The following is a 19642-nucleotide window of genomic DNA, read 5'->3' as shown; positions in this document are numbered from 1 at the left end:
GGGGAAAAAATGATTAAGAATACACATTTATATAACATTGTTTTCTCTAGAGATGATTATATGGAAGTTTTGATGAAACTTGAAAATCATCAAGATTCTATTTATCCAGTTAAAGCGAAGAAAGTGATTTCTAATTTAGATCATGCAACTTCTATGGAAGATAGAAATCCATATAACGAAGTATTAGACGAACTTTATAATGTGATGGATGTCTTACATATTGAAAGAGTAGATAGACCCGTTCAAAGTGCATTTTTAAATGTTCGTGAAATTTTAGATTATATTTCAGAAATTCATCAAAAGTTAGATGATATTAATGAAATTAAAAGAGGAATTAAAAAAGATTATTATGAAAATCAAGAAGCAATTGAATTGATTTCATGCTTAAATCGTGATCGTATTTCTATCGATGATATTCATGAATTAAAATATGTTGCTTTAAGATTTGGTAAATTACCATTATCACAAATTGAAAAAATTAAATATTTTGACAGTTATCCATTTGTTTATCAAGAATTATCACATACAGATCAATTTGCTTGGATTGTTTATGGTGGCGTTGAACATAGTATTGGTGAAATTGATAACATTTTCTCTTCAATGAACTTTGAAGAAGTAAAACTTCCAAAATTTGCCCATGGTAAAATGGAAGAAGCAGTTGCTGAATTAAAAGCAGAAGATAAAACAATGGAAGCGTATCTTCAAGAACTTGATCAACGTATTGAAAAAGTGAAAGAAGAAAATGAAGAACAATTACTTGGTGACTTTTGGAAAACATATCGTTTGAAAGAGTTATACAAGAAAGGTAAATATGTAGTTGATTTAAAAACTAAAGCTGCAGTTTATGCATTTAGTTCATTTAATAAAAATGAATTAGAAGATATTGTAAATGTTCCTGGAATTACTATTCATGAACTTCCTATTGATACATATCAAGATCAAGGAATTGAAGGTCCTGTTTATGTTGAAAACAACACACTTTTCCAACCATTTGAATGCTTATTCACATTTAAACCTGGTGAAAAATTTGATCCAACAGTGATTGCTGGTGTGGTTATGATGCTTTCAGCACTTGTTTTACTTGGTGATTTAGGAGTAGGTGTTTTAGCTATTCTATTATCATTTATTATTAAAGGTAACATCAGTAAGTTACTACAACGTGTAGGAGCTGCTGTTACAATAGGAGGACTATTAAGTGGAACAGTCTTCTATAGTATGTCACTTTATAATTCAATCTTTGTTGTAGGTACAAACTATGCAATGCAAATTGGATTATTCTTTGTTATAAACATTGCGTTATTATTAGTTTGTAGCTTAGTGAAAAAAGTGACAAAAAGATCAACAAAGAGTAAAGGGGGACTGTCATGGCAATAGCGAAATTAAACTTGATTAGCCTTGATTTTGATAAAGACAATTGTAATGATGTGTTACTTGAGCTTTATCAAAGAGATGATTTTCATCCCGAGCTAGCAAGCAAGTTTACGGATAGTGTTGCTGGTCTTTCAGCTTACAACAATGACAATCTTTATGAAGAATTGTTATCAAGAATTGAAGAAATGAAAACAAAATATCATTTTGAAGTTCCTGAAGTTGAAACAGATTCGCAACTTAATGTATTTAGAGCTAAAGAATTTTTAGATGATTTATTTTTAGATATTGACCGTATTGATGCTGTTAAAAAAGAATTGACAAAGATGATTGAAGAAAATGATGAAGCTATCATTACTTTGAATCATGTTGAAGGTTCTAATATTGACTTTGATCAATTATTTGGAACACAATATTTAAAAATAAGATTCGGTAAACTTCCTCTCAATAATGAAGGAAAGTTAGAGTATTATGAAACATTACCATTTGTTTATAAAGCATTTCAAAGAGATGATAAATATGTATGGTGTATGTATATGACGACACCTACAGATGCTCCTGAAGTGGATAATGTTTTTACATCACTTTATTTTGAAAAAATCCATATTCCTGAATTCGTTCATGGTTCATGTGAATTAGCTGAAAAAGAAATTCAAAATGAATCTGATTCAGCTAAACAATACAGCCAAGATTTACAAAATAGAATTGATAAAACAATTTCAGAAAATATGGAAGAATTAACACGTATTTATAGTGTTGCTAAAAAATTAAATTCAGTTTATGCAATGCAAAAATATATTGTTAAATTAGGTGATAAATTAAATGTTCATGGATTTGTCCCTAAGAATGATTTAGATAATTTCAAAAACACTTTTGAAAGTATCGATGGTGTTAAACTTGAAGTTTTACCTGCTACATCAGATGTACGTCTAGAACCACCAACAAGACTTAAAAATTCATGGTTTGCAAGACCATTTAGAATGTTCGTCGAAATGTATGGTGTACCTCGTTACAATGATGTAGATCCAACATTATTAGTTGCTATTTCATATACTTTATTATTTGGTATTATGTTTGGTGACTTAGGACAAGGTATTATTCTTTCTTTAGTAGGCCTTGTTGCTGAAAAAAAATTTAATTTAAAATTAGGTGGCGTGGGAGTTCGTTTAGGTATTTCCAGTGCAATCTTCGGTGTATTCTTTGGTTCATTCTTTGGAAATGAAGAAATCTTATCTGATTATTTCAAAGGTTTCTCATTCTTTAATGCAATGTCACCAGAAAATACAATGACATTATTAATGGCTGCCATTGGACTTGGTATTGTCTTAATTCTTATTTCAATGACATTCAATATTGTTTTGAACTTTAAAAAGAAAAATATCGGTGAAGCGATTTTAAGTCAAAATGGTTTATGTGGGGTTACATTCTATGTTGCTGTTATTGTTGCAGCACTTGGAATGCTTACAGGACAACATTTTGTAAATATTTTCTATATTTTAATTTTAATTGTATTACCACTTATCTTAATGTTCTTAAAAGAACCGTTAATTAGAAAATTAGAAGAACATGGTGAAATGTTCCCAAATGGTTTTGGAGCATTCTTTGTTGAAGGATTCTTCGAATTATTTGAAGTAGTCTTATCATTTATTACAAACACAATGTCATTCTTGCGTGTTGGGGGATTCGTTTTATCGCATGCTGGTATGATGCTTGTTGTTTATACTCTTGCTGAAATGGTAGGAGGATTTGGTGAAATCATCGTCTTGATTTTAGGAAACGTTTTTGTAATGTGTCTTGAAGGATTGATTGTTGGTATTCAAGTATTACGTCTTGAATTCTATGAAATGTTTTCACGTTATTATGAAGGAAATGGAATTCCATTTAAAACTATTAAGGAAGATTAAATTCAAGGAGGAAATTTATTATGACAGTATTAGAAATTTTATTACCATTAGTTGCAGTAGTTTTATTAACATTACCATTAATTAAAGTATTTACAGGAAAAGTATCAGCTCAAAGCGCTAAAAGAAGATTAGGTGTTCATATCAGTGGTTTCGCTGGTGCCGTTGTTTTATGCTTATTAGTTGCTATGTCAAATTCAAGTGTATTTGCAGCAGGTGAAGTTGCTACAATCACTGGTACAATTGCTCAAGGTTTAGGATTCTTAGCAGCATCTTTATCAACTGGTTTCTCTGCTTTAGGTGCAGGTATTGCCGTTGCAGCAGCAGCTCCAGCAGCTATCGGAGCTTTCTCTGAAAATGAAAAGAACTTTGGTAAATCATTAATCTTCGTTGCCTTAGGTGAAGGGGTTGCAATCTATGGTTTATTAATCTCTATCTTAATTATCAACAAAATCTAATTTAGAGAGTGATTTTTTATGAAATTTTATTTAATAAGTGACAATGTCGATACTGAGATGGGTTTAAGACTTGTTGGTATTGAAGGAGAAGTTGTTCATAAAAGACGTGATTTTCTTGAAGTTTTGGAAACAAAAATGAAAGATAGATCCATAGGTGTGATTTTAATTACAACGAAATTAATTGAATTAGCTCCTGATGTTATTTCTGAAATAAAATTAAAACAACAAAAACCATTGCTTGTAGAAATTCCAGATAGACATGGAAATTCTAAAATTGGTGAAACGATTGATAGATATGTTTCAGAAGCAATTGGAGTTAAGTTATAGGAGAAAGTGCTATGCAAAAAAAAGATCAAGTCTTTCTTTATATCAAAGATGAAATTGAAAAAATTTCATCTGCTGAAGAAAAAGAAATTTTAGATGAAGCAAAAGCAATTGAACAAGAAGCTTATAACCAATTAAGAGGTGAAGCTGAAATTGATGCTAAGCATCAATTAGATAAAGAATTAGCAGAAATTTCTTCTAAAGCAAGTATTGAAGCTTCAGCTCAATTAGAAGAAAGACTAAAAAAATTAGTTGAAAAAAGAGAAGAATATGTTAATACAATTTTTACAGAAGTAAAAAATAAACTTGTTGAATTTGTAAATAGTTCTAATTATCTTGAATATCTTACAAGTCATGTAAAAGCAGTAAGTGATGAATATCAAATGACTGATTGTGTTTTATGTGTAAGAAAAGAAGATTTAAAATATGCTGATGATTTAAAGAAAGCATATGCTTTACCAATTGAAGTTGAAGAAGGTCAACAAATTCAATTAGGTGGATTCATTATTGAAAATAAAACAACAAATGTTGTCGTAGATGAATCATTAGACTCAAATTTAGAAGCTCAAAAAGATTGGTTCTATAAGACTTCTGGATTGATGATTAAATAGGGGGATTAAAGATGAGTGAAAATGTAATTTATTCTATTAATGGTCCCGTTGTTAAAGTAAAAAATGCCAAAGACTTTTCAATGTTAGAAATGGTTTATGTTGGTCATGCTAAATTAATGGGTGAAGTTATCTCAATTTCTAAAGATTTAACAACTATCCAAGTATATGAAACAACAACTGGTTTAAAACCAGGAGAACCTGTTATTTCTACAGGATCACCAATTTGTGTTACATTAGGTCCTGGTATTTTAAGAAATATCTTTGATGGGATTGAACGTCCATTAAAAGCCATCGCTGAACAATCAGGTGCTTTTATTGAAGCCGGAAGCGATGTTGATTCACTTGATGTTGAAAAATTATGGGACGTTACAATGAAAGTAAAAGTAGGAGATGTTTTAAAAGGTGGAGACATCTATGCAAAATGTCCTGAAACAGATTTAATTGAACACAGATGTATGCTTTCACCACTTTTAAGTGGTAAAGTTGTTGAAGTAAAAGAAAATGGTCAATATAAAATCAATGATGTCGTAATGAAAATTGAAGATGAACATGGTCAAATTCATGAATGTACATTATGTCAAAAATGGCCAATTAAACAAGCACGTCCAACTCTAGAACGTTTACCAATTTCTATTCCTTTAGTAACAGGACAACGTGTTATCGATACATTATTCCCAATCGCTAAAGGTGGAACTGCTGCTATTCCAGGTGGTTTCGGTACTGGTAAAACAATGACACAACACCAAATTGCTAAATGGTGTGATGCCGACATTATCATTTATGTTGGTTGTGGAGAACGTGGAAACGAAATGACACAAGTTCTTGAAGAATTTAGTGAGTTAATTGACCCTAAGAGTGGTAAACCATTAACTGATAGAACTGTCTTAATTGCTAATACTTCAAACATGCCAGTTGCCGCACGTGAAGCAAGTATTTATACAGGAATTACTTTAGCTGAATATTATCGTGATATGGGATATCACTGTGCAATCATGGCCGATTCAACTTCACGTTGGGCAGAAGCGTTACGTGAAATTTCTGGTCGTCTAGAAGAAATGCCAGCTGAAGAAGGATTCCCAGCTTACTTACCATCACGTTTATCACAATTCTATGAACGTGCTGGATACATGAAAACTTTAAATGGACAAGAAGGTTCTGTTTCAATCATCGGTGCCGTATCACCACAAGGAGCAGACTTCTCAGAACCAGTTACACAAAATACAAAACGTTTCGTAAGATGTTTCTGGGCCTTAGATAAAGCCTTGGCTTATGCTCGTCATTATTTCGCAATTAACTGGACACAATCTTATAGTGATTATGTTTATGATCTTGAAAAATGGTATGACCAAAATGTTGGTTCTGATTTCGTCAGTGATCGTCAACAACTTTCATTCATTCTTGCTGAAGAATCAAGATTAAATGAAATTGTTAACTTAATGGGACCTGATGTTTTACCAGAAGATCAAAAATTAGTGATGGAAATCGCAAAAGTGGTTCGTGTTGGTTATTTACAACAAAATGCCTTCCATAAGGATGATACATACGTACCACTTGCTAAACAATTAAAGATGATGGATGTTATCTTATATTTAAATAAAAAATGTCAAGAAGCTGTTGCTCAAGGTAAAGTTGTTCGAGCAATTAGTGAAACTGGTATTTTTGAACAATTAATTAAAATGAAATATGATATTCCAAATGATCATATTGAAAAATTAGATACTTATTATCAAGATATTGATAATGCATTAAAATCTGTAGCGTAGGAGGAAATAAAAATGGCACTACAATATGTAGGATTAAATGAAATCAATGGATCATTAGTCGTTTTAGATCACGTAAAAGGTGCCTCTTACGACGAAATGGTTGAAATTCAATTAAAAGATGGTACAACACGTTCTGGACGTGTTGTCCAAATTGAAGGTGAAAAAATCGTTGTCCAAGTATTTGAAGGAACAAATGATTTATCACTAGAAAATACAAAGACAAAATTATTAGGTAGACCAATGGAATTACCTGTTTCTAAAGAAATTTTAGGACGTGTCTTCAATGGTGCTGGTAGACCAATCGATGGTTTAGGTGAAATTTATGCAGAAGAAATGATGGATATCAATGGTTTACCATTAAATCCAGTAAGCCGTGTTTATCCGCGTAACTATATCAATACAGGTATTTCATCAATTGACTGTCTTGCTACATTAATTCGTGGACAAAAATTACCAATCTTCTCTGGTTCAGGTTTACCACATGACCGTTTAGCTGTACAAATCGTTAAACAAGCAAAAGTTGCTGATGAATCAGGAAAAGGTTTCGCCATTGTCTTTGCGGCAATGGGTGTTACAAATGACGTTGCAAACTACTTTAAACGTAGCTTTAAAGAAGCAGGAGTTATGGAAAGAGTTGTTATGTTCTTAAACTTATCAAATGATCCAATCATTGAACGTACATTAACTCCACGTTGTGCTTTAACTGCTGCTGAATATTTAGCTTATAAACAAAATATGCACGTATTAGTTATCTATACAGATATTACTTCCTATTGTGAAGCGTTACGTGAATTCTCTTCAAGTAAAGGAGAAATTCCTGGACGTAAAGGTTATCCAGGTTACTTATATTCTGACTTAGCTTCTTTATATGAAAGAGCTGGTATTATTAAAGGGGCAGAAGGTTCTGTAACACAAATCCCTATTTTAACAATGCCTAACAATGATATTACTCATCCAGTTCCTGACTTAACTGGATATATCACTGAAGGACAAATTACTTTGTCACCTGAATTAAACTCAGCAGGTATTTATCCACCAGTTGATGTTTTACCATCACTTTCACGTTTAATGAAAGATGGTATCGGTGAAGGATACACACGTGGCGATCACCAAGACATTGCTAACCAATTATTTGCATGTTACGCTCACGTACAAGATGTTAAATCATTAACATCAGTTATCGGTGAAGATGAATTATCTCCATTAGATAAACAATATTTATCATTTGGTAAACTATTTGAACAACATTTCTTAAATCAAGGTTTCGATGCCAATAGATCAATTGAAGAAACATTAGATTTAGGATGGGATTTAGTTTCTGTTTTACCAAGAGAAGCACTTGATCGTCTAGATAACAAATTATTAGATGAGCATTATGATCATGATCGTGCTGTAAAACGTTTCCATATTAAAGAAAAATCAATCATCAAAGAATTACAAGAAGCAGGTGATTAATTATGGCTTTAAAAGTTGTTCCAACAAAAGGAAATTTAATTTCTACAAAGAAACAATTACAATTAGCTGTTCTTGGATATGATTTATTAGATAAGAAAAGAAATGTTCTTATTAAAGAAATGATGTCATTATTAGATGATGTTAAAATGGTCAGAGATGAAATTACGGAAGCTTATCAAAACGCTTACGATGCTTTACAAGAAGCAAATATCTCTTTAGGGTTGATTAGTGACTTAGTTACAGCAACACCTATTGATTATGGAATCAGTATTGCTTATCGAAGTGTTATGGGTGTAGAAATTCCTAAAATTACTTACCATAAACAACCAATGGTATGTAGTTATAACATGGATCGTTCTAATTCAAAAGTAGACTATGCTTATGAATGTTTCTATCGTGTTAAAGAATTGACTGTTGTTTTAGCAGAAGTTGAAAACTCAGTTTATCGTCTAGCAAATACCATTAGAAAAACACAAAAACGTGCGAATGCCTTAAAAAATATTTCAATTCCACGTTTTGAAGAAACAATTAAATTTATTAGTGAATCTCTTGAAGAAAAAGAACGTGAAGAATTTTCAAGACAAAAAGTTATAAAAAATCAAAAGCATTAATTAATTTTAATGCTTTTTTTGCAAATTATAAAAAAATTAACACTCTAATAAAAAAATATGATATTATTATGCTGTTGAATTATTAAATAATCAAAGAAGGTGTAAATATGAGTATTGAAATTAAAGGAGTCATCATTGGAGAGGGAAAACCTAAAGTATGTGTTCCTATCGTAGAAAGCCATGATGAAGCAATTCTAAATAAATTAAAAGAATTTAATGAATTAGAAGTAGATATGATCGAATTAAGAATAGATTTTTATGAAAATATTCATCAAGAAGATGCATTAAGAAATTTATTTTTAAACATTGCTGCCTTACAAATACAAAAACCAGTTATTCTAACAATTCGTACAGCTGCAGAAGGTGGAGAAGTTGAAATTGATCCTAAAGATTATTTCAATGTTTATAAATTAGCAGTTGAAGCAAATGCATTTGATATTTACGATGTTGAATTAGCGTTAGGAACAAATATGGCAATTGAATTAAGAACACTTATTCATGATGCTGGTAAATATATGTTGATGTCAAGTCATAACTTTGATAGAACACCAGAAGTTGATTCATTGATGCAAAAATTTAGATCAATGGATTCTTTAGAAGCAGATATTATGAAGGTAGCAGTTATGCCAGAAGATTATCAAGATTTATTAAATCTACTTTCATTTACAGTTCAAGCTAAACATGAATATGCTCAAAAACCAATTGTGACAATGTCAATGTCATCTATTGGACTTACTTCACGTTTAGTAGGTGAACAATTCGGTAGTGCAATTACTTTTGCTTCTGTAGGAAAAGCAAGTGCTCCAGGACAAATTGATTATCAAGAATTGAATCAAATGTTAGATATTATTCATAAAAATATTCAAGAAGCTTAAGCTTCTTGATTTTTTATACATATAATAAAGTGGTGAGATTATGAAAATTGATGTAAAAACTTTAGAAAAACTTGTTTGGATCATTTATAAACGATTCTTTATAGAAAAAGGAAAGCTAAAAGATATCCAAATAAAAATAGATCAGTATATTCAAATAAGAATGGTTTTAGTCTATAAAGGAATTGAAACTAAAATACACATAGATGCAAGACCCTATGTTAATGATGATATTATTATTGATAGTCAAGGAAGTATACGTTATGGTTTTTTAAAGCTTAACTATGCTAAAATGTTACAAGAATGGGTTAAAGACATTCCTCAAGTATCTGTGAATAATACACAAATAAGAGTAAAAAACGAATATCTACAAGACATTCGTTTAAATAGTCAAGAAATAGAATTAGAGCTTTATTAAAGCTCTAATTCTACATGATATATTTTACCCCACATATAAATTTGATAAAAATAGGCAAGGAGTTGTGGTCCCATCATGAGTTGACCAAACCAAGGAACTTCAATGCTTTCGCTGTTTTCAATAAAGTGTTTAAGTTTTTTAATATCAAAAAGTTGATAAAGAATGTTATTTTTATCGTTAAGTGTTTCTAAGAGAAGATTTTTAATGTAAGTAAGGAAAAATGGAGAATGAGTTTTAGGGTAAGGATTTTTCTTACGATTATAGATTTCTTGAGGAAGGAAGTCTTTGAAAGCATCACGTAAAACAGCTTTTTCTTGTTGATCTTTAAACATATAGGTCCAAGGGACATTGTACATATATTCAACGATTTCTTTTGAAGCGAAGGGTACACGAAGCTCTACAGCGTTATACATAGATTGGCTATCACTCCGTGTTAAGAGTGTTTGCATAAACCATTCAATGTTTAAATAAATCATCTTTCTTTTATTGGTATCATAAAAGCTTTGATCGAGGTAGTCTATTTCATTAAGTGATTGATAATATTTACTTTGAACATATTCTTTAATGTTCAATTTTTTTATATTTTCATTAAGAAGTTCTAATCTTTGATCAATATCTCTAATCCATGGAAATGAATCTAGACTATAAAGTTCTTTTTTATAAAACCAAGGATAACCTCCAAAAATTTCATCTGCACATTCACCAGATAAAACCACTTTATGATTTCTTTTAATTTCTTTACAAAATAATAGAAAACTAGAATCAATATCAGCCATTCCTGGAGCGTCTCTAGCCATTAAACTTTGTTTTAAAAAAATAATTAAATTCTTTTGTGATAAAACGACATTATTGTGGTGACTATGATAACGATTGACCATTAAATCAATATAATCACTATCTTTTGTAAGTTGATAATCATAGGGTTGGAAATATTTATCTTGGTCTAAGTAATCAATACTATAGGTTGAAATATGATTGACGTATTGACTGCTTATAGCTGTAATAATACTCGAATCTAAACCACCAGATAACATACAAGAAATAGGTACATCACTTAATAATTGTCTTTGAATACTTTTATTTACAAGGAAGCGTACATCTTGAACAGTTTCTTCATAACTTTTTAGATGTGCTTTTTTTTGTAAAGACCAATATCTTTCAATCATTAAATGCTCACCATCAAACCATAAATAATGAGCAGGTCTTAAACTATAAATATCTTTATAAAGTGTACTTCCTGGTGATAAACTAGGACCTAAACCTAGTAATTCTTTAATTCCTGTTTTATCAACAACACATTTTCCAATGTACATTAAAATAGCTTTAATTTCACTTGAAATGACTAAATCATCATCTTTTAAATAATAAAAGAGAGGCTTTACACCTAAATGATCACGACAAGCAAAGATTTTATTTTCATAAGATATAACAAATGAAAAGATACCATCTAACATATTTAAACATTTTTCTTTATAAGCAATAAAACTGACAAGTAAAACCTCACTATCACTTTGACTATAAAAATGGAAACCTAAATCAATAAGATGTTTCTTTAACTCATTCATATTATAAATTTCACCATTAAAAATAATGCGATAAGTAATATCTTGATAAGTATATTCTAAAGGTTGCATACCTCCTTTTAAATCAATAATTGAAAGACGGCAATGACCTAATAAAACATGTTGATCAAAATAAGTTCGCATATCATCAGGACCGCGATGGTCTAATAAATGGAGCATTTTATTAAATTTTCCACAATCATCTAAGACATTTCTTTGTTGATTATATAAACATAAAATTCCACACATCATTATTCACCCTATACACTATATGACATAAAAAAAAGAATATGAAAAAACAGTCCGAAGACTGTTTTTAACTATTCCTTATCTTTCTTTTCAGTTACAACTTCTTTTAAAGTAGTTGCTAATCCTGCAATTCCTTGTAATTCACTTGGAATAATAATCTTAGTAGCATCACCTTTAGATAAGTTTTCTAAAGCTTTAAAACCTTGTAAAGTGACATAAGCTTGATCTGGATGTGCATCGTTGATATAAGTAATACCTTTTGCTTGTGCTTCGTAAACTAAACGTAATGCTTCTGCTTGACCTTCAGCTTTAGCGATGGCTGCTTCTTTTTCAGCTTCCGCTCTTAAGATCGTTGATTGTTTATCCCCTTCAGCATTTAAGATAGCAGCTGTTTTCTTACCTTCAGCTTGTAAAATAGCTTCACGTCTTTCACGTTCAGCACGCATTTGTTTTTCCATAGCTTCTTGGATATCACGAGGTGGAATGATATTTTTAACTTCAACACGGTGAACTTTAATTCCCCAAGGATCAGTTGCTTCATCAAGGATACTTCTCATACGTGAGTTAATAATATCACGAGATGTTAAAGTTTCATCTAATTCCAAATCCCCAATAATATTACGAAGAGTTGTTGCTGTTAAGTTTTCAATGGCATTAATAGGACGATCGACACCATATGTGAATAAACGAGGATCTGTAATTTGATAATAAACAACTGTATCAATTTGCATTGTAACATTATCTTTAGTAATAACAGGTTGAGGCGCAAAGTCTACAACTTGTTCCTTTAAAGAAACCTTATTAGCAACACGATCTAAAAATGGAACTAAAATATGAAGTCCAACACTACAAGTACGATTATAAGCACCGATTCTTTCTACAACATAAGCTTTTGATTGAGGAACAATACGAATTGCAAATGCAATAACACTGACAATAATAATTAAAACAATGATAATTAAAATTAAACCAATAATACTCATTTTCTTTCTCCTTTATTTATTAATTTTTTTAACCACAAGATGAGCACCTTCTACAGCAAGAATTTCACAATAATCTCCTTCTTCTAAAGTAGAATTATCTACACTAGAAGCGGACCATTCCATAGAAAGCACCTTAACTTCTCCTCTTGTATCAGCATCAATTCTTTTTAAAACAAGTCCATGTTGACCAATAACACGATCATAGTTTGTACTGACTGTTTGTGTTCTTAAGTATTTCTTAGCAAGAGGTCTGCTGATTCCAATACAAATAACACTTAAAATGATAAAGATAATAATTTGAATGGTTTGATTTAAACCTAATGCATAGGCAATTAAGGCACCGATTCCACCAAGTGTAAACCAGATGCTTACTAAATCGATTGTAACTAATTCAATAATAGCAGTTACAATGATAACGCCTAGCCATATCCATAACATCATGATCTATCCCTCCCTTATAGATTAACTGTTAATATTTGGTGAACAACATCAAAATTTGCAGGATACTTTAGACCTTGTTTATCACTTAAATCTAAATGATATTCTCTAGCAAGGTTTTCAATAAAATTTTTATTAGAAACACGTCCATAACTTTTACCAATTGAAATACGATGCAATTGATCACTTGGATAAATTCCTTCATCTATTGCTGTTTTATCAACTGGCTTGATTCCTAATAAATTGTTCTCTTTATCAACTCCTAATAATACATATTGAACATTTTCAAAATGTTTACAAGCAGCTGTGTTTAAAGTGAGATTTGTACTATAAATAGTAACTGTTTTCTTTGAAATTTCATTTGTTGACCATACAAATGCCATAGCTATCATCCTTTCTACTTGTATTATATTATATATATTATTTTTATTCAATATATATTATTATTAATATTATTTATCCCTCATCACATCACTTTCCATTCAAAAATAATTGATGTATAATTAAAAAATAAAAAGAAAACATTATAAATAGAAAAGGTGAAACAATGAAAAAATTAAAAAAGATTCTATTAATTATTTTATTATTAGTACCATTAGTTGGTTGTCAAAATCAAAAAAATGAATGGAAAGAGACATATCAATTAACTTATTTTTATTTAAAAGATTGTTCAAATTGTCAACATTTTAAAAAGAATGTTCTTCCAGCAATAAAAAAAGAGTTTGGTAAACATATGAAAATAAAAGCTTACGATATGGATGATGAACAAACGCTTGATGAAATGAAAGAAAGTTATCAAAATCATATTGATCAAATCATTGATTTTAACGAAGATGATTACGGTTATGGACCAATGGTCTTTTTAGAAGGGTATATGGCTATTTTAGGTGCAGGTAATGAAGATGATTATGTTGAACATCTTGTTAGAGCTATACAAGGAAAAGAATTGAATGAGGCTTCTGAAATTGAAACATATTATTATTTAAAGGATGGAAAAGTACAAAATTCTTAAAAGTTATTATCAATTGAAAAAGAATATGTTAAACTTTAAGGAGAAAATAAAGGAGGAAGTGTTTATGTCAACACCACATAATCAAGCAAATAAAGGAGATATCGCAAAAACTGTCTTAATGCCAGGAGATCCTTTACGTGCAAAATATTTAGCAGAAACGTATTTAGAAAATGTTAAACAATTTAATGCGACAAGAAGCATGTTTGGCTATACAGGAACGTATAAAGGAAAAGAAGTTTCTATTATGGGTTCGGGTATGGGAATGCCTAGTATTGGGATTTATAGTTATGAATTGTTTCATTTTTATGATGTAGAAAATATTATTCGTATTGGTTCTTGTGGATCATTTAAAGAAGATGTTCATTTAAGAGATATCATTATTGTACAAGGTGCTTGTACAGATTCAAATTATGCACATCAATATGAATTACCAGGAACTTATTCAGCTATTTCTGATTATAGTTTATTAGAAAAAGCTGTAGAAAAAGCAAAAGAAAAGAATTTAACTTATCATGTAGGAAATGTCCTATCTTCTGATTTGTTCTATCATGCAGACAATAAAGCAGATAAATGGATTAAAATGGGATGCCTTGCTACAGAAATGGAATCTTATGCTTTATTTGCAAATGCAGCTTACGCTGGTAAAAAAGCATTAACTTTATTAACTGTTTCAGATTCATTAGTAACAAATGAAGAAACAACTGCAGAAGAAAGAGAAAAAACTTTCACAGCAATGATGGAAGTTGCTTTGGAGATTGCATAGGTGTTAACTAAATTTGCATTTTTTGATTTTGATGATACTTTGATTCATGGAGATTCTGGTGGAAAACTTTTAAAGTATTATTTAAAAAAACATCCACTATCTGTTTTTAAATTATTAAAAGTGGTTTATCATTATGCTTTATATCTATTAAAGATAGAACCCTTTAATAAAGCAAAATCAGCATGGTTATATCCATTAGATAAGATGTCTGATCAAGAGATTGAAAAGTTTTATCAAGAAGTATTAGAACCTTGTTATTATTTAAATGTCATTGAAGAATTAAAAAAGAAAAAGGCAGAAGGGTATACGATTTATATATGTAGTGCTTCTGTAGAAGCTTATCTTCGTTTTTGTAAGTTACCAGTAGATGAAATTTTAGGAACTAAAACAGACATTAAAGATGGTAAATATACAAGTCAAATGATTGGAAAAAATTGTAAAAATGAAGAAAAGGTAAAAAGAATCCAAGAAGTGATAAAAAATCATAATCTAGAAATAGATTATGACTTATCTTATGCCTATTCGGATTCTTTACATGATATTCCAATGTTAAAAATGGTAAAAAATCGTATTAAAATTGATACTAAAGATGGACATATGTCCACATTTGAAATAGAGTAGCTTAGCTACTCTTTTATATTTAAGTCCGTAAAGAAAAGCATAATATTAATGAGTCCAGCTATTCCTACAACAATATAAATGAGCATTGATAAAAAACTATTTTGACCAAATAAACTATCTACCAAATTAAAATTAAATAAGCCAATAAGACCCCAATTAATAGCACCAATCACAGTAAAAACAAGTGCTGTTTTTTGTAATGCATTCATTTTCTTAACCTCCTTAAATAGAGTCTATCCCGTAAATTTGTATTTTATACATATAAAAATAAATAAAGAATATTTTTATAATGGAGGGATAGATTTGAAAAAATTATATATTGTCATTATAGGTTTAGTCATTTGTGCAATAGGTATTGTTGTTTTTTTTAAATTTAAAAATAATTCATTGGATGAAACGTTAAAAGAAGCTAAAAGTATGAATTCTTATCAACTTGTATGTGATATGGAAATGACACAAAATGATGAACTTAAAAGTTATGAAGTAAAAGTAGATTATTTAAAAAAAGATAAACAAAAATATTATCGAGTAGAACTTTATGATAAAAGTTTAAATCAATCACAAATCATTATAAAAAATAAAAAAGGAGTCTATGTTTTAACACCAACACTTAATCAAATGTTTAAATTTCAAAGTGATTGGCCTGAAAATAGTCCAAAACCATATATTTATCATTATTTAATTCAATTATTAGAAAATAATAAAGTTAAAAAGATTGAAAAAGGATATCAAGTAGAAGCAAAGGTGAAATACCCTAATGATACAAGAATTGTTAAACAAGAAGTTATTTTTGATAAAAAATTAAAACCATTGATTGTTTTATGTCTAGATCAAGATGAGACAGAAATTGTTACTTGTAAAGTAAATGAATTTCATAAAAATAAAAATTTTAAAGAGAAACATTTTAATCAAAATCAAGCATTGAAAGAATCAAAAAGGGATGTCAAAACATCCGCAAATAATGATGTTTTATATCCAGTTTCTCTATTAGGAGCTAAATTAGAAAGTGAAACAGTGTCTTCAATAGAAGGGGATAAAAATCATATTTTAAAATTTAGTGGTGATAAAAGTTTTACAATGGTAGAAACACAAGTAAATGATCAACAAGTAATGCAGTTTTCTAATGATGAAGTGATCGATTTAATAGATGGGTTTGCATATTATCAACCTGGAAAATTATCGATGATGTATCATGGAATGATGTGTTCTTTATATTCACAAGATTTAACGAAAGAAGAAATGCTTTCAGTCATGACAAGTATGCAAACTTCATCGACAAAATAAAGAGATTTCAAATTGAATTATGAAATGGGTTGGATTATACTATTGTTTGGAGGTGTCTTTATGAATTTAAAGCGTGACACGTATGCAATTGTAGATTTAGACCATTTAAAATATAATGTTGAATTAGCACATAGTGAATTTAAAAGACCGTTGATGGCTGTGATTAAAGCGGATGCTTATGGTCATGGGTATAAAGAAGTTGCTAGTTTTTTAAAGGATATTGATTATATTGAAATGTTTGCTGTTGCAACACTTCAAGAAGCAATTGAGTTAAGAGAATTAGGAATTAATAAAGGGATATTGATTTTAGGAGCTATTCCAACAAGTAAAGAAGATATTGATTTAGCTATTAAATATGATATTTCTTTAACAATGGTTTCAGTTGCTTATTTAAAATTATTGGATCATTTAATTGATAAGGGACAAACATTAAAAGTGCATATTAAATTAGATACAGGAATGCATCGTATTGGTTTAATGTCTAAAGAAGAATTATCAACTTTATTAAAACTAGTTGATCCTGATAAATTTAATGTAGAAGGAATCTTTACACACTTTGCGACAGCTGATGGAGATGATGTTGCTTTTGAAAAACAAAGAAGTTTATTTTATGAAATGATAGGTAATTGTAAATTCAAATATATTCATTGTTGTAATTCAGCAGCAATGACCTATCATCATGATGAAAAATCAAATATGGGAAGATTAGGAATTACTATGTATGGATGTTCACCAAATGGTGAAGAAGAAACAAAATTCAAACAAGTAATGTCACTTTATACAAAAGTAGCAATGATTAAAAAAATACCAGCAGGAGATCAAGTGGGATATGGTTTAACATATACGGCTAAAGAAGATGAATACATTGCAACATTACCAATTGGTTATGCAGATGGTTTTATTAGAAAAAATCAAGGGCGTAAAGTATATATCAATGGTAAGTATTATGAAATTGTAGGACGTGTATGTATGGATCAAATGATGGTTAGAGTAGATGAACATGTAAAAATAGGAGATCGAGTGGAAATTTTTGGTGAACATATTTCTCTTGAAAGTATGGCGAAAGATCTAGATACGATTTCTTATGAAGTTTTATGTTTGATTTCTAAACGTGTACCAAGGGTCTATGTTCAAGATGGACAAGTAAAAGAATTGTTATAAAAAACGAACTCAAATATGAGTTCGCTTTTTATTTAAATAATTCAGCAATTCTATAATATGATAAAGAACCAGATTTTTGAACTTTTACTTTTCCGTTTTTCATAACGAATGTTGAAGGAATTGTTCCGTCATCTGTTTTAAAAGTTTTTTGAATGTATGTTGTTGCATTATTTTCTTTAGCTAAATTTACATAATAAATTTTATCACTATGATTTTTTTCTAAATATTTTAAGCAAACATTTTTGTAGTTTAATGTCGTATTATCCTTATCACTACCTACAACGACTACAAAACTATCTTTATCTTTGATTTTTTCTTCTAATTTATCTTGGGAAATTGTTGAAAGTTCAACATGTGTTGCTTGTCTATAAGCAAATAATGCAATAAAAACTACAAATACAAGCCCAAAGACGCTCACTTCTTTCCCGATTTTTTTAAAAAAATCCATAGAAGTTCCTCCTTTTATACTTTTCTATAATATCAAATTTCACCTATATAAACAATAAAAAAAATAGCCAGAGGCTATTTCATTCTTGTTTTAGCAAAGTTCCATGTATCTCTACACATTTCATCAATGCCTCTAGTAGCAACCCAACCAAGTTCTTCTTTAGCTCTTGTAGGATCTGCATAACATGTAGCAATGTCTCCGGCACGACGAGGTTTGATTTCGTATTTTACTTTAACACCATTTACTCTTTCAAAAGCATGAACAAGTTCTAAAACACTATATCCTTGACCAGTTCCTAAGTTACAAATATGTAATCCAGGTTTGTTGTATTTTTCAATTGCTAGAACATGTCCTTTAGCAAGGTCAACAACATGGATATAATCACGTACACCTGTACCATCAGGTGTATCATAATCATCACCAAAGACACCTAAACAAGGAAGCTCTCCAGCAGCTACTTTCATAATATAAGGCATTAAGTTATTTGGAATACCTTTTGGATCTTCTCCAAGTAATCCAGATTCATGGGCACCAATTGGATTGAAGTAGCGTAATAAAGTAACTGACATTTCAGGACAAGCATGTTGTACATCTGTTAAAATTCTTTCCATCATTGCTTTACTTGCTCCATATGGATTTGTTGTTTCACCTAATTTACAATCTTCAGTAAGAGGAACCACTTCAGGATCTCCATAAACTGTAGCACTTGATGAAAAAACAATATTGTTGACATGATATTTTTTCATCATTTTAGCAACAATTAAAGTTGTTGTTAAATTGTTTGTATAATATTCAATAGGTTTTTCAACAGATTCTCCAACTGCTTTAAAAGCAGCACAGTGAATAACAGCATCTAAATCATTTTCTTTAAAAACTTCTTCTGTTTTCTTTTCATCTAAAATATTGAATTCATAAAACTTTACTTCTTTTCCAGTAATATCTTTAATATATCCTAAGACTTCTGGTTTTGAGTTAGAGAAATCATCAATCACTACAACTTCGTGATTTGCTTGTAATAACTCTACACAAATGTGGCTACCAATATAACCAGCACCACCAGCAACGAGTACTTTCATTTTTATATCCTCCATAGCATCTTGCTTATTTTACGATTCTATTATAACAAATAATAACATAATAAAAAGGTGAAAAAAGAAAATAGAATAGGTAAAAAAATAAATTTAACAAAAAAATAAAAAAAATTACAAAAAACTGTTGACGTAAAGGTATAGAGATGTTATTATAAATGGGCACTAGTCAAGGAGGCTTAGCTCAGTTGGGAGAGCATCTGCCTTACAAGCAGAGGGTCAGCGGTTCGAGCCCGTTAGCCTCCACCATTA

At 29.9% G+C, this 19642-nt stretch carries 22 protein-coding genes and 1 tRNA gene; 16 read left to right on the top strand and 7 right to left on the bottom strand.

The window, feature by feature from the left end; translation table 11 throughout:
- Positions 1 to 9: 9 nt before the first annotated feature.
- From OCV55_RS11860 to OCV55_RS11815, 10 genes are all read left to right on the top strand, one after another.
- Positions 10 to 1374, top strand: a complete 1365-nt coding sequence (locus OCV55_RS11860) for a V-type ATP synthase subunit I domain-containing protein (protein WP_147580721.1) — start codon at positions 10 to 12, stop codon at positions 1372 to 1374.
- The gene (locus tag OCV55_RS11855) at positions 1365 to 3272 is read left to right on the top strand and encodes a V-type ATP synthase subunit I (RefSeq protein WP_147580720.1); all 1908 of its coding nucleotides are present in this window, start codon (positions 1365 to 1367) and stop codon (positions 3270 to 3272) included. Before OCV55_RS11860 ends, OCV55_RS11855 begins: the two co-directional genes overlap by 10 nt.
- 20 nt (positions 3273 to 3292) lie before the next feature.
- Positions 3293 to 3727 (top strand): ATP synthase subunit C, encoded by a 435-nt coding sequence (locus tag OCV55_RS11850; protein WP_022002297.1) that lies wholly within the window; start codon positions 3293 to 3295, stop codon positions 3725 to 3727.
- 18 nt (positions 3728 to 3745) lie between these two features.
- Positions 3746 to 4054 (top strand): V-type ATP synthase subunit F, encoded by a 309-nt coding sequence (locus tag OCV55_RS11845; RefSeq protein ID WP_022002296.1) that lies wholly within the window; start codon positions 3746 to 3748, stop codon positions 4052 to 4054.
- Between the two features lie 11 nt (positions 4055 to 4065).
- Entirely contained in the window at positions 4066 to 4662 is a 597-nt protein-coding gene (locus tag OCV55_RS11840; RefSeq protein WP_022002295.1) for a V-type ATP synthase subunit E, read from the top strand.
- Positions 4663 to 4673: 11 nt separating this feature from the next.
- The gene (locus tag OCV55_RS11835) at positions 4674 to 6425 is read left to right on the top strand and encodes a V-type ATP synthase subunit A (RefSeq protein ID WP_147580719.1); all 1752 of its coding nucleotides are present in this window, start codon (positions 4674 to 4676) and stop codon (positions 6423 to 6425) included.
- A gap of 12 nt (positions 6426 to 6437) precedes the next feature.
- On the top strand, positions 6438 to 7880 hold the full coding sequence (locus tag OCV55_RS11830; protein ID WP_117850885.1) for a V-type ATP synthase subunit B: 1443 nt from the start codon (positions 6438 to 6440) through the stop codon (positions 7878 to 7880).
- Between the two features lie 2 nt (positions 7881 to 7882).
- Positions 7883 to 8491 (top strand): V-type ATP synthase subunit D, encoded by a 609-nt coding sequence (locus OCV55_RS11825; RefSeq protein WP_022002292.1) that lies wholly within the window; start codon positions 7883 to 7885, stop codon positions 8489 to 8491.
- A 107-nt stretch (positions 8492 to 8598) separates the two neighbouring features.
- On the top strand, positions 8599 to 9366 hold the full coding sequence (aroD, locus tag OCV55_RS11820; protein WP_032089658.1) for a type I 3-dehydroquinate dehydratase: 768 nt from the start codon (positions 8599 to 8601) through the stop codon (positions 9364 to 9366).
- A gap of 40 nt (positions 9367 to 9406) precedes the next feature.
- Positions 9407 to 9781 carry a hypothetical protein gene (locus OCV55_RS11815; RefSeq protein ID WP_147580718.1) on the top strand — a complete coding sequence of 125 codons (375 nt, stop codon included), beginning with the start codon at positions 9407 to 9409 and terminating at the stop codon, positions 9779 to 9781.
- Here the strand turns inward: OCV55_RS11815 and asnB are convergent.
- From asnB to OCV55_RS11795, 4 genes are all read right to left on the bottom strand, one after another.
- Positions 9778 to 11592 carry an asparagine synthase (glutamine-hydrolyzing) gene (gene asnB, locus OCV55_RS11810; RefSeq protein ID WP_032089660.1) on the bottom strand — a complete coding sequence of 605 codons (1815 nt, stop codon included), beginning with the start codon at positions 11590 to 11592 and terminating at the stop codon, positions 9778 to 9780. The two genes, OCV55_RS11815 and asnB, sit on opposite strands and share 4 nt — an antisense overlap.
- Before the next feature lie 71 nt (positions 11593 to 11663).
- The gene (locus tag OCV55_RS11805) at positions 11664 to 12575 is read right to left on the bottom strand and encodes an SPFH domain-containing protein (RefSeq protein ID WP_032089661.1); all 912 of its coding nucleotides are present in this window, start codon (positions 12573 to 12575) and stop codon (positions 11664 to 11666) included.
- A gap of 12 nt (positions 12576 to 12587) precedes the next feature.
- On the bottom strand, positions 12588 to 13016 hold the full coding sequence (locus OCV55_RS11800) for an NfeD family protein (RefSeq protein ID WP_022002287.1): 429 nt from the start codon (positions 13014 to 13016) through the stop codon (positions 12588 to 12590).
- Between the two features lie 14 nt (positions 13017 to 13030).
- On the bottom strand, positions 13031 to 13396 hold the full coding sequence (locus tag OCV55_RS11795) for a hypothetical protein (protein ID WP_022002286.1): 366 nt from the start codon (positions 13394 to 13396) through the stop codon (positions 13031 to 13033).
- A gap of 164 nt (positions 13397 to 13560) precedes the next feature.
- Between OCV55_RS11795 and OCV55_RS11790 the strand changes: the two genes are divergently transcribed.
- From OCV55_RS11790 to OCV55_RS11780, 3 genes are all read left to right on the top strand, one after another.
- Complete coding sequence (locus OCV55_RS11790) at positions 13561 to 14025, top strand: hypothetical protein (RefSeq protein WP_032089662.1); 465 nt, start codon at positions 13561 to 13563, stop codon at positions 14023 to 14025.
- Between the two features lie 64 nt (positions 14026 to 14089).
- Positions 14090 to 14788, top strand: coding sequence for a purine-nucleoside phosphorylase (gene deoD / locus OCV55_RS11785; protein ID WP_032089663.1), 699 nt, complete (start codon positions 14090 to 14092; stop codon positions 14786 to 14788).
- Positions 14789 to 15409, top strand: coding sequence for an HAD family hydrolase (locus OCV55_RS11780; RefSeq protein ID WP_147580717.1), 621 nt, complete (start codon positions 14789 to 14791; stop codon positions 15407 to 15409).
- A 5-nt stretch (positions 15410 to 15414) separates the two neighbouring features.
- Here the strand turns inward: OCV55_RS11780 and OCV55_RS11775 are convergent, their stop codons facing one another.
- Positions 15415 to 15618 (bottom strand): DUF378 domain-containing protein, encoded by a 204-nt coding sequence (locus tag OCV55_RS11775; RefSeq protein ID WP_032089665.1) that lies wholly within the window; start codon positions 15616 to 15618, stop codon positions 15415 to 15417.
- A 94-nt stretch (positions 15619 to 15712) separates the two neighbouring features.
- On the opposite strand from OCV55_RS11775, the gene OCV55_RS11770 reads away from it, so the two are divergent.
- Together OCV55_RS11770 and alr are read left to right on the top strand one after the other, a co-directional pair.
- Positions 15713 to 16693, top strand: coding sequence for a LolA family protein (locus OCV55_RS11770; RefSeq protein ID WP_147580716.1), 981 nt, complete (start codon positions 15713 to 15715; stop codon positions 16691 to 16693).
- Positions 16694 to 16753: 60 nt separating this feature from the next.
- On the top strand, positions 16754 to 17854 hold the full coding sequence (gene alr / locus OCV55_RS11765; RefSeq protein ID WP_147580715.1) for an alanine racemase: 1101 nt from the start codon (positions 16754 to 16756) through the stop codon (positions 17852 to 17854).
- Positions 17855 to 17882: 28 nt separating this feature from the next.
- Here the strand turns inward: alr and OCV55_RS11760 are convergent, their stop codons facing one another.
- Together OCV55_RS11760 and galE are read right to left on the bottom strand one after the other, a co-directional pair.
- On the bottom strand, positions 17883 to 18302 hold the full coding sequence (locus OCV55_RS11760) for a hypothetical protein (protein WP_032089668.1): 420 nt from the start codon (positions 18300 to 18302) through the stop codon (positions 17883 to 17885).
- 74 nt (positions 18303 to 18376) lie between these two features.
- Positions 18377 to 19378: a UDP-glucose 4-epimerase GalE gene (galE, locus tag OCV55_RS11755; RefSeq protein WP_032089669.1), complete on the bottom strand. Its 1002-nt coding sequence runs from the start codon at positions 19376 to 19378 to the stop codon at positions 18377 to 18379.
- Positions 19379 to 19563: 185 nt separating this feature from the next.
- Here galE and OCV55_RS11750 point away from each other — a divergent pair.
- A tRNA-Val gene (locus tag OCV55_RS11750) sits at positions 19564 to 19639 on the top strand.
- Positions 19640 to 19642: the final 3 nt, after the last annotated feature.

The sequence above is a fragment of the [Clostridium] ammoniilyticum genome (assembly GCF_025566905.1).
Lineage (GTDB): Bacteria > Bacillota_I > Bacilli_A > Erysipelotrichales > Coprobacillaceae > Faecalibacillus > Faecalibacillus intestinalis.
Note: the sequence above shows the minus strand (reverse complement) of the source record. Positions and strands in the feature narration are given on the sequence as shown.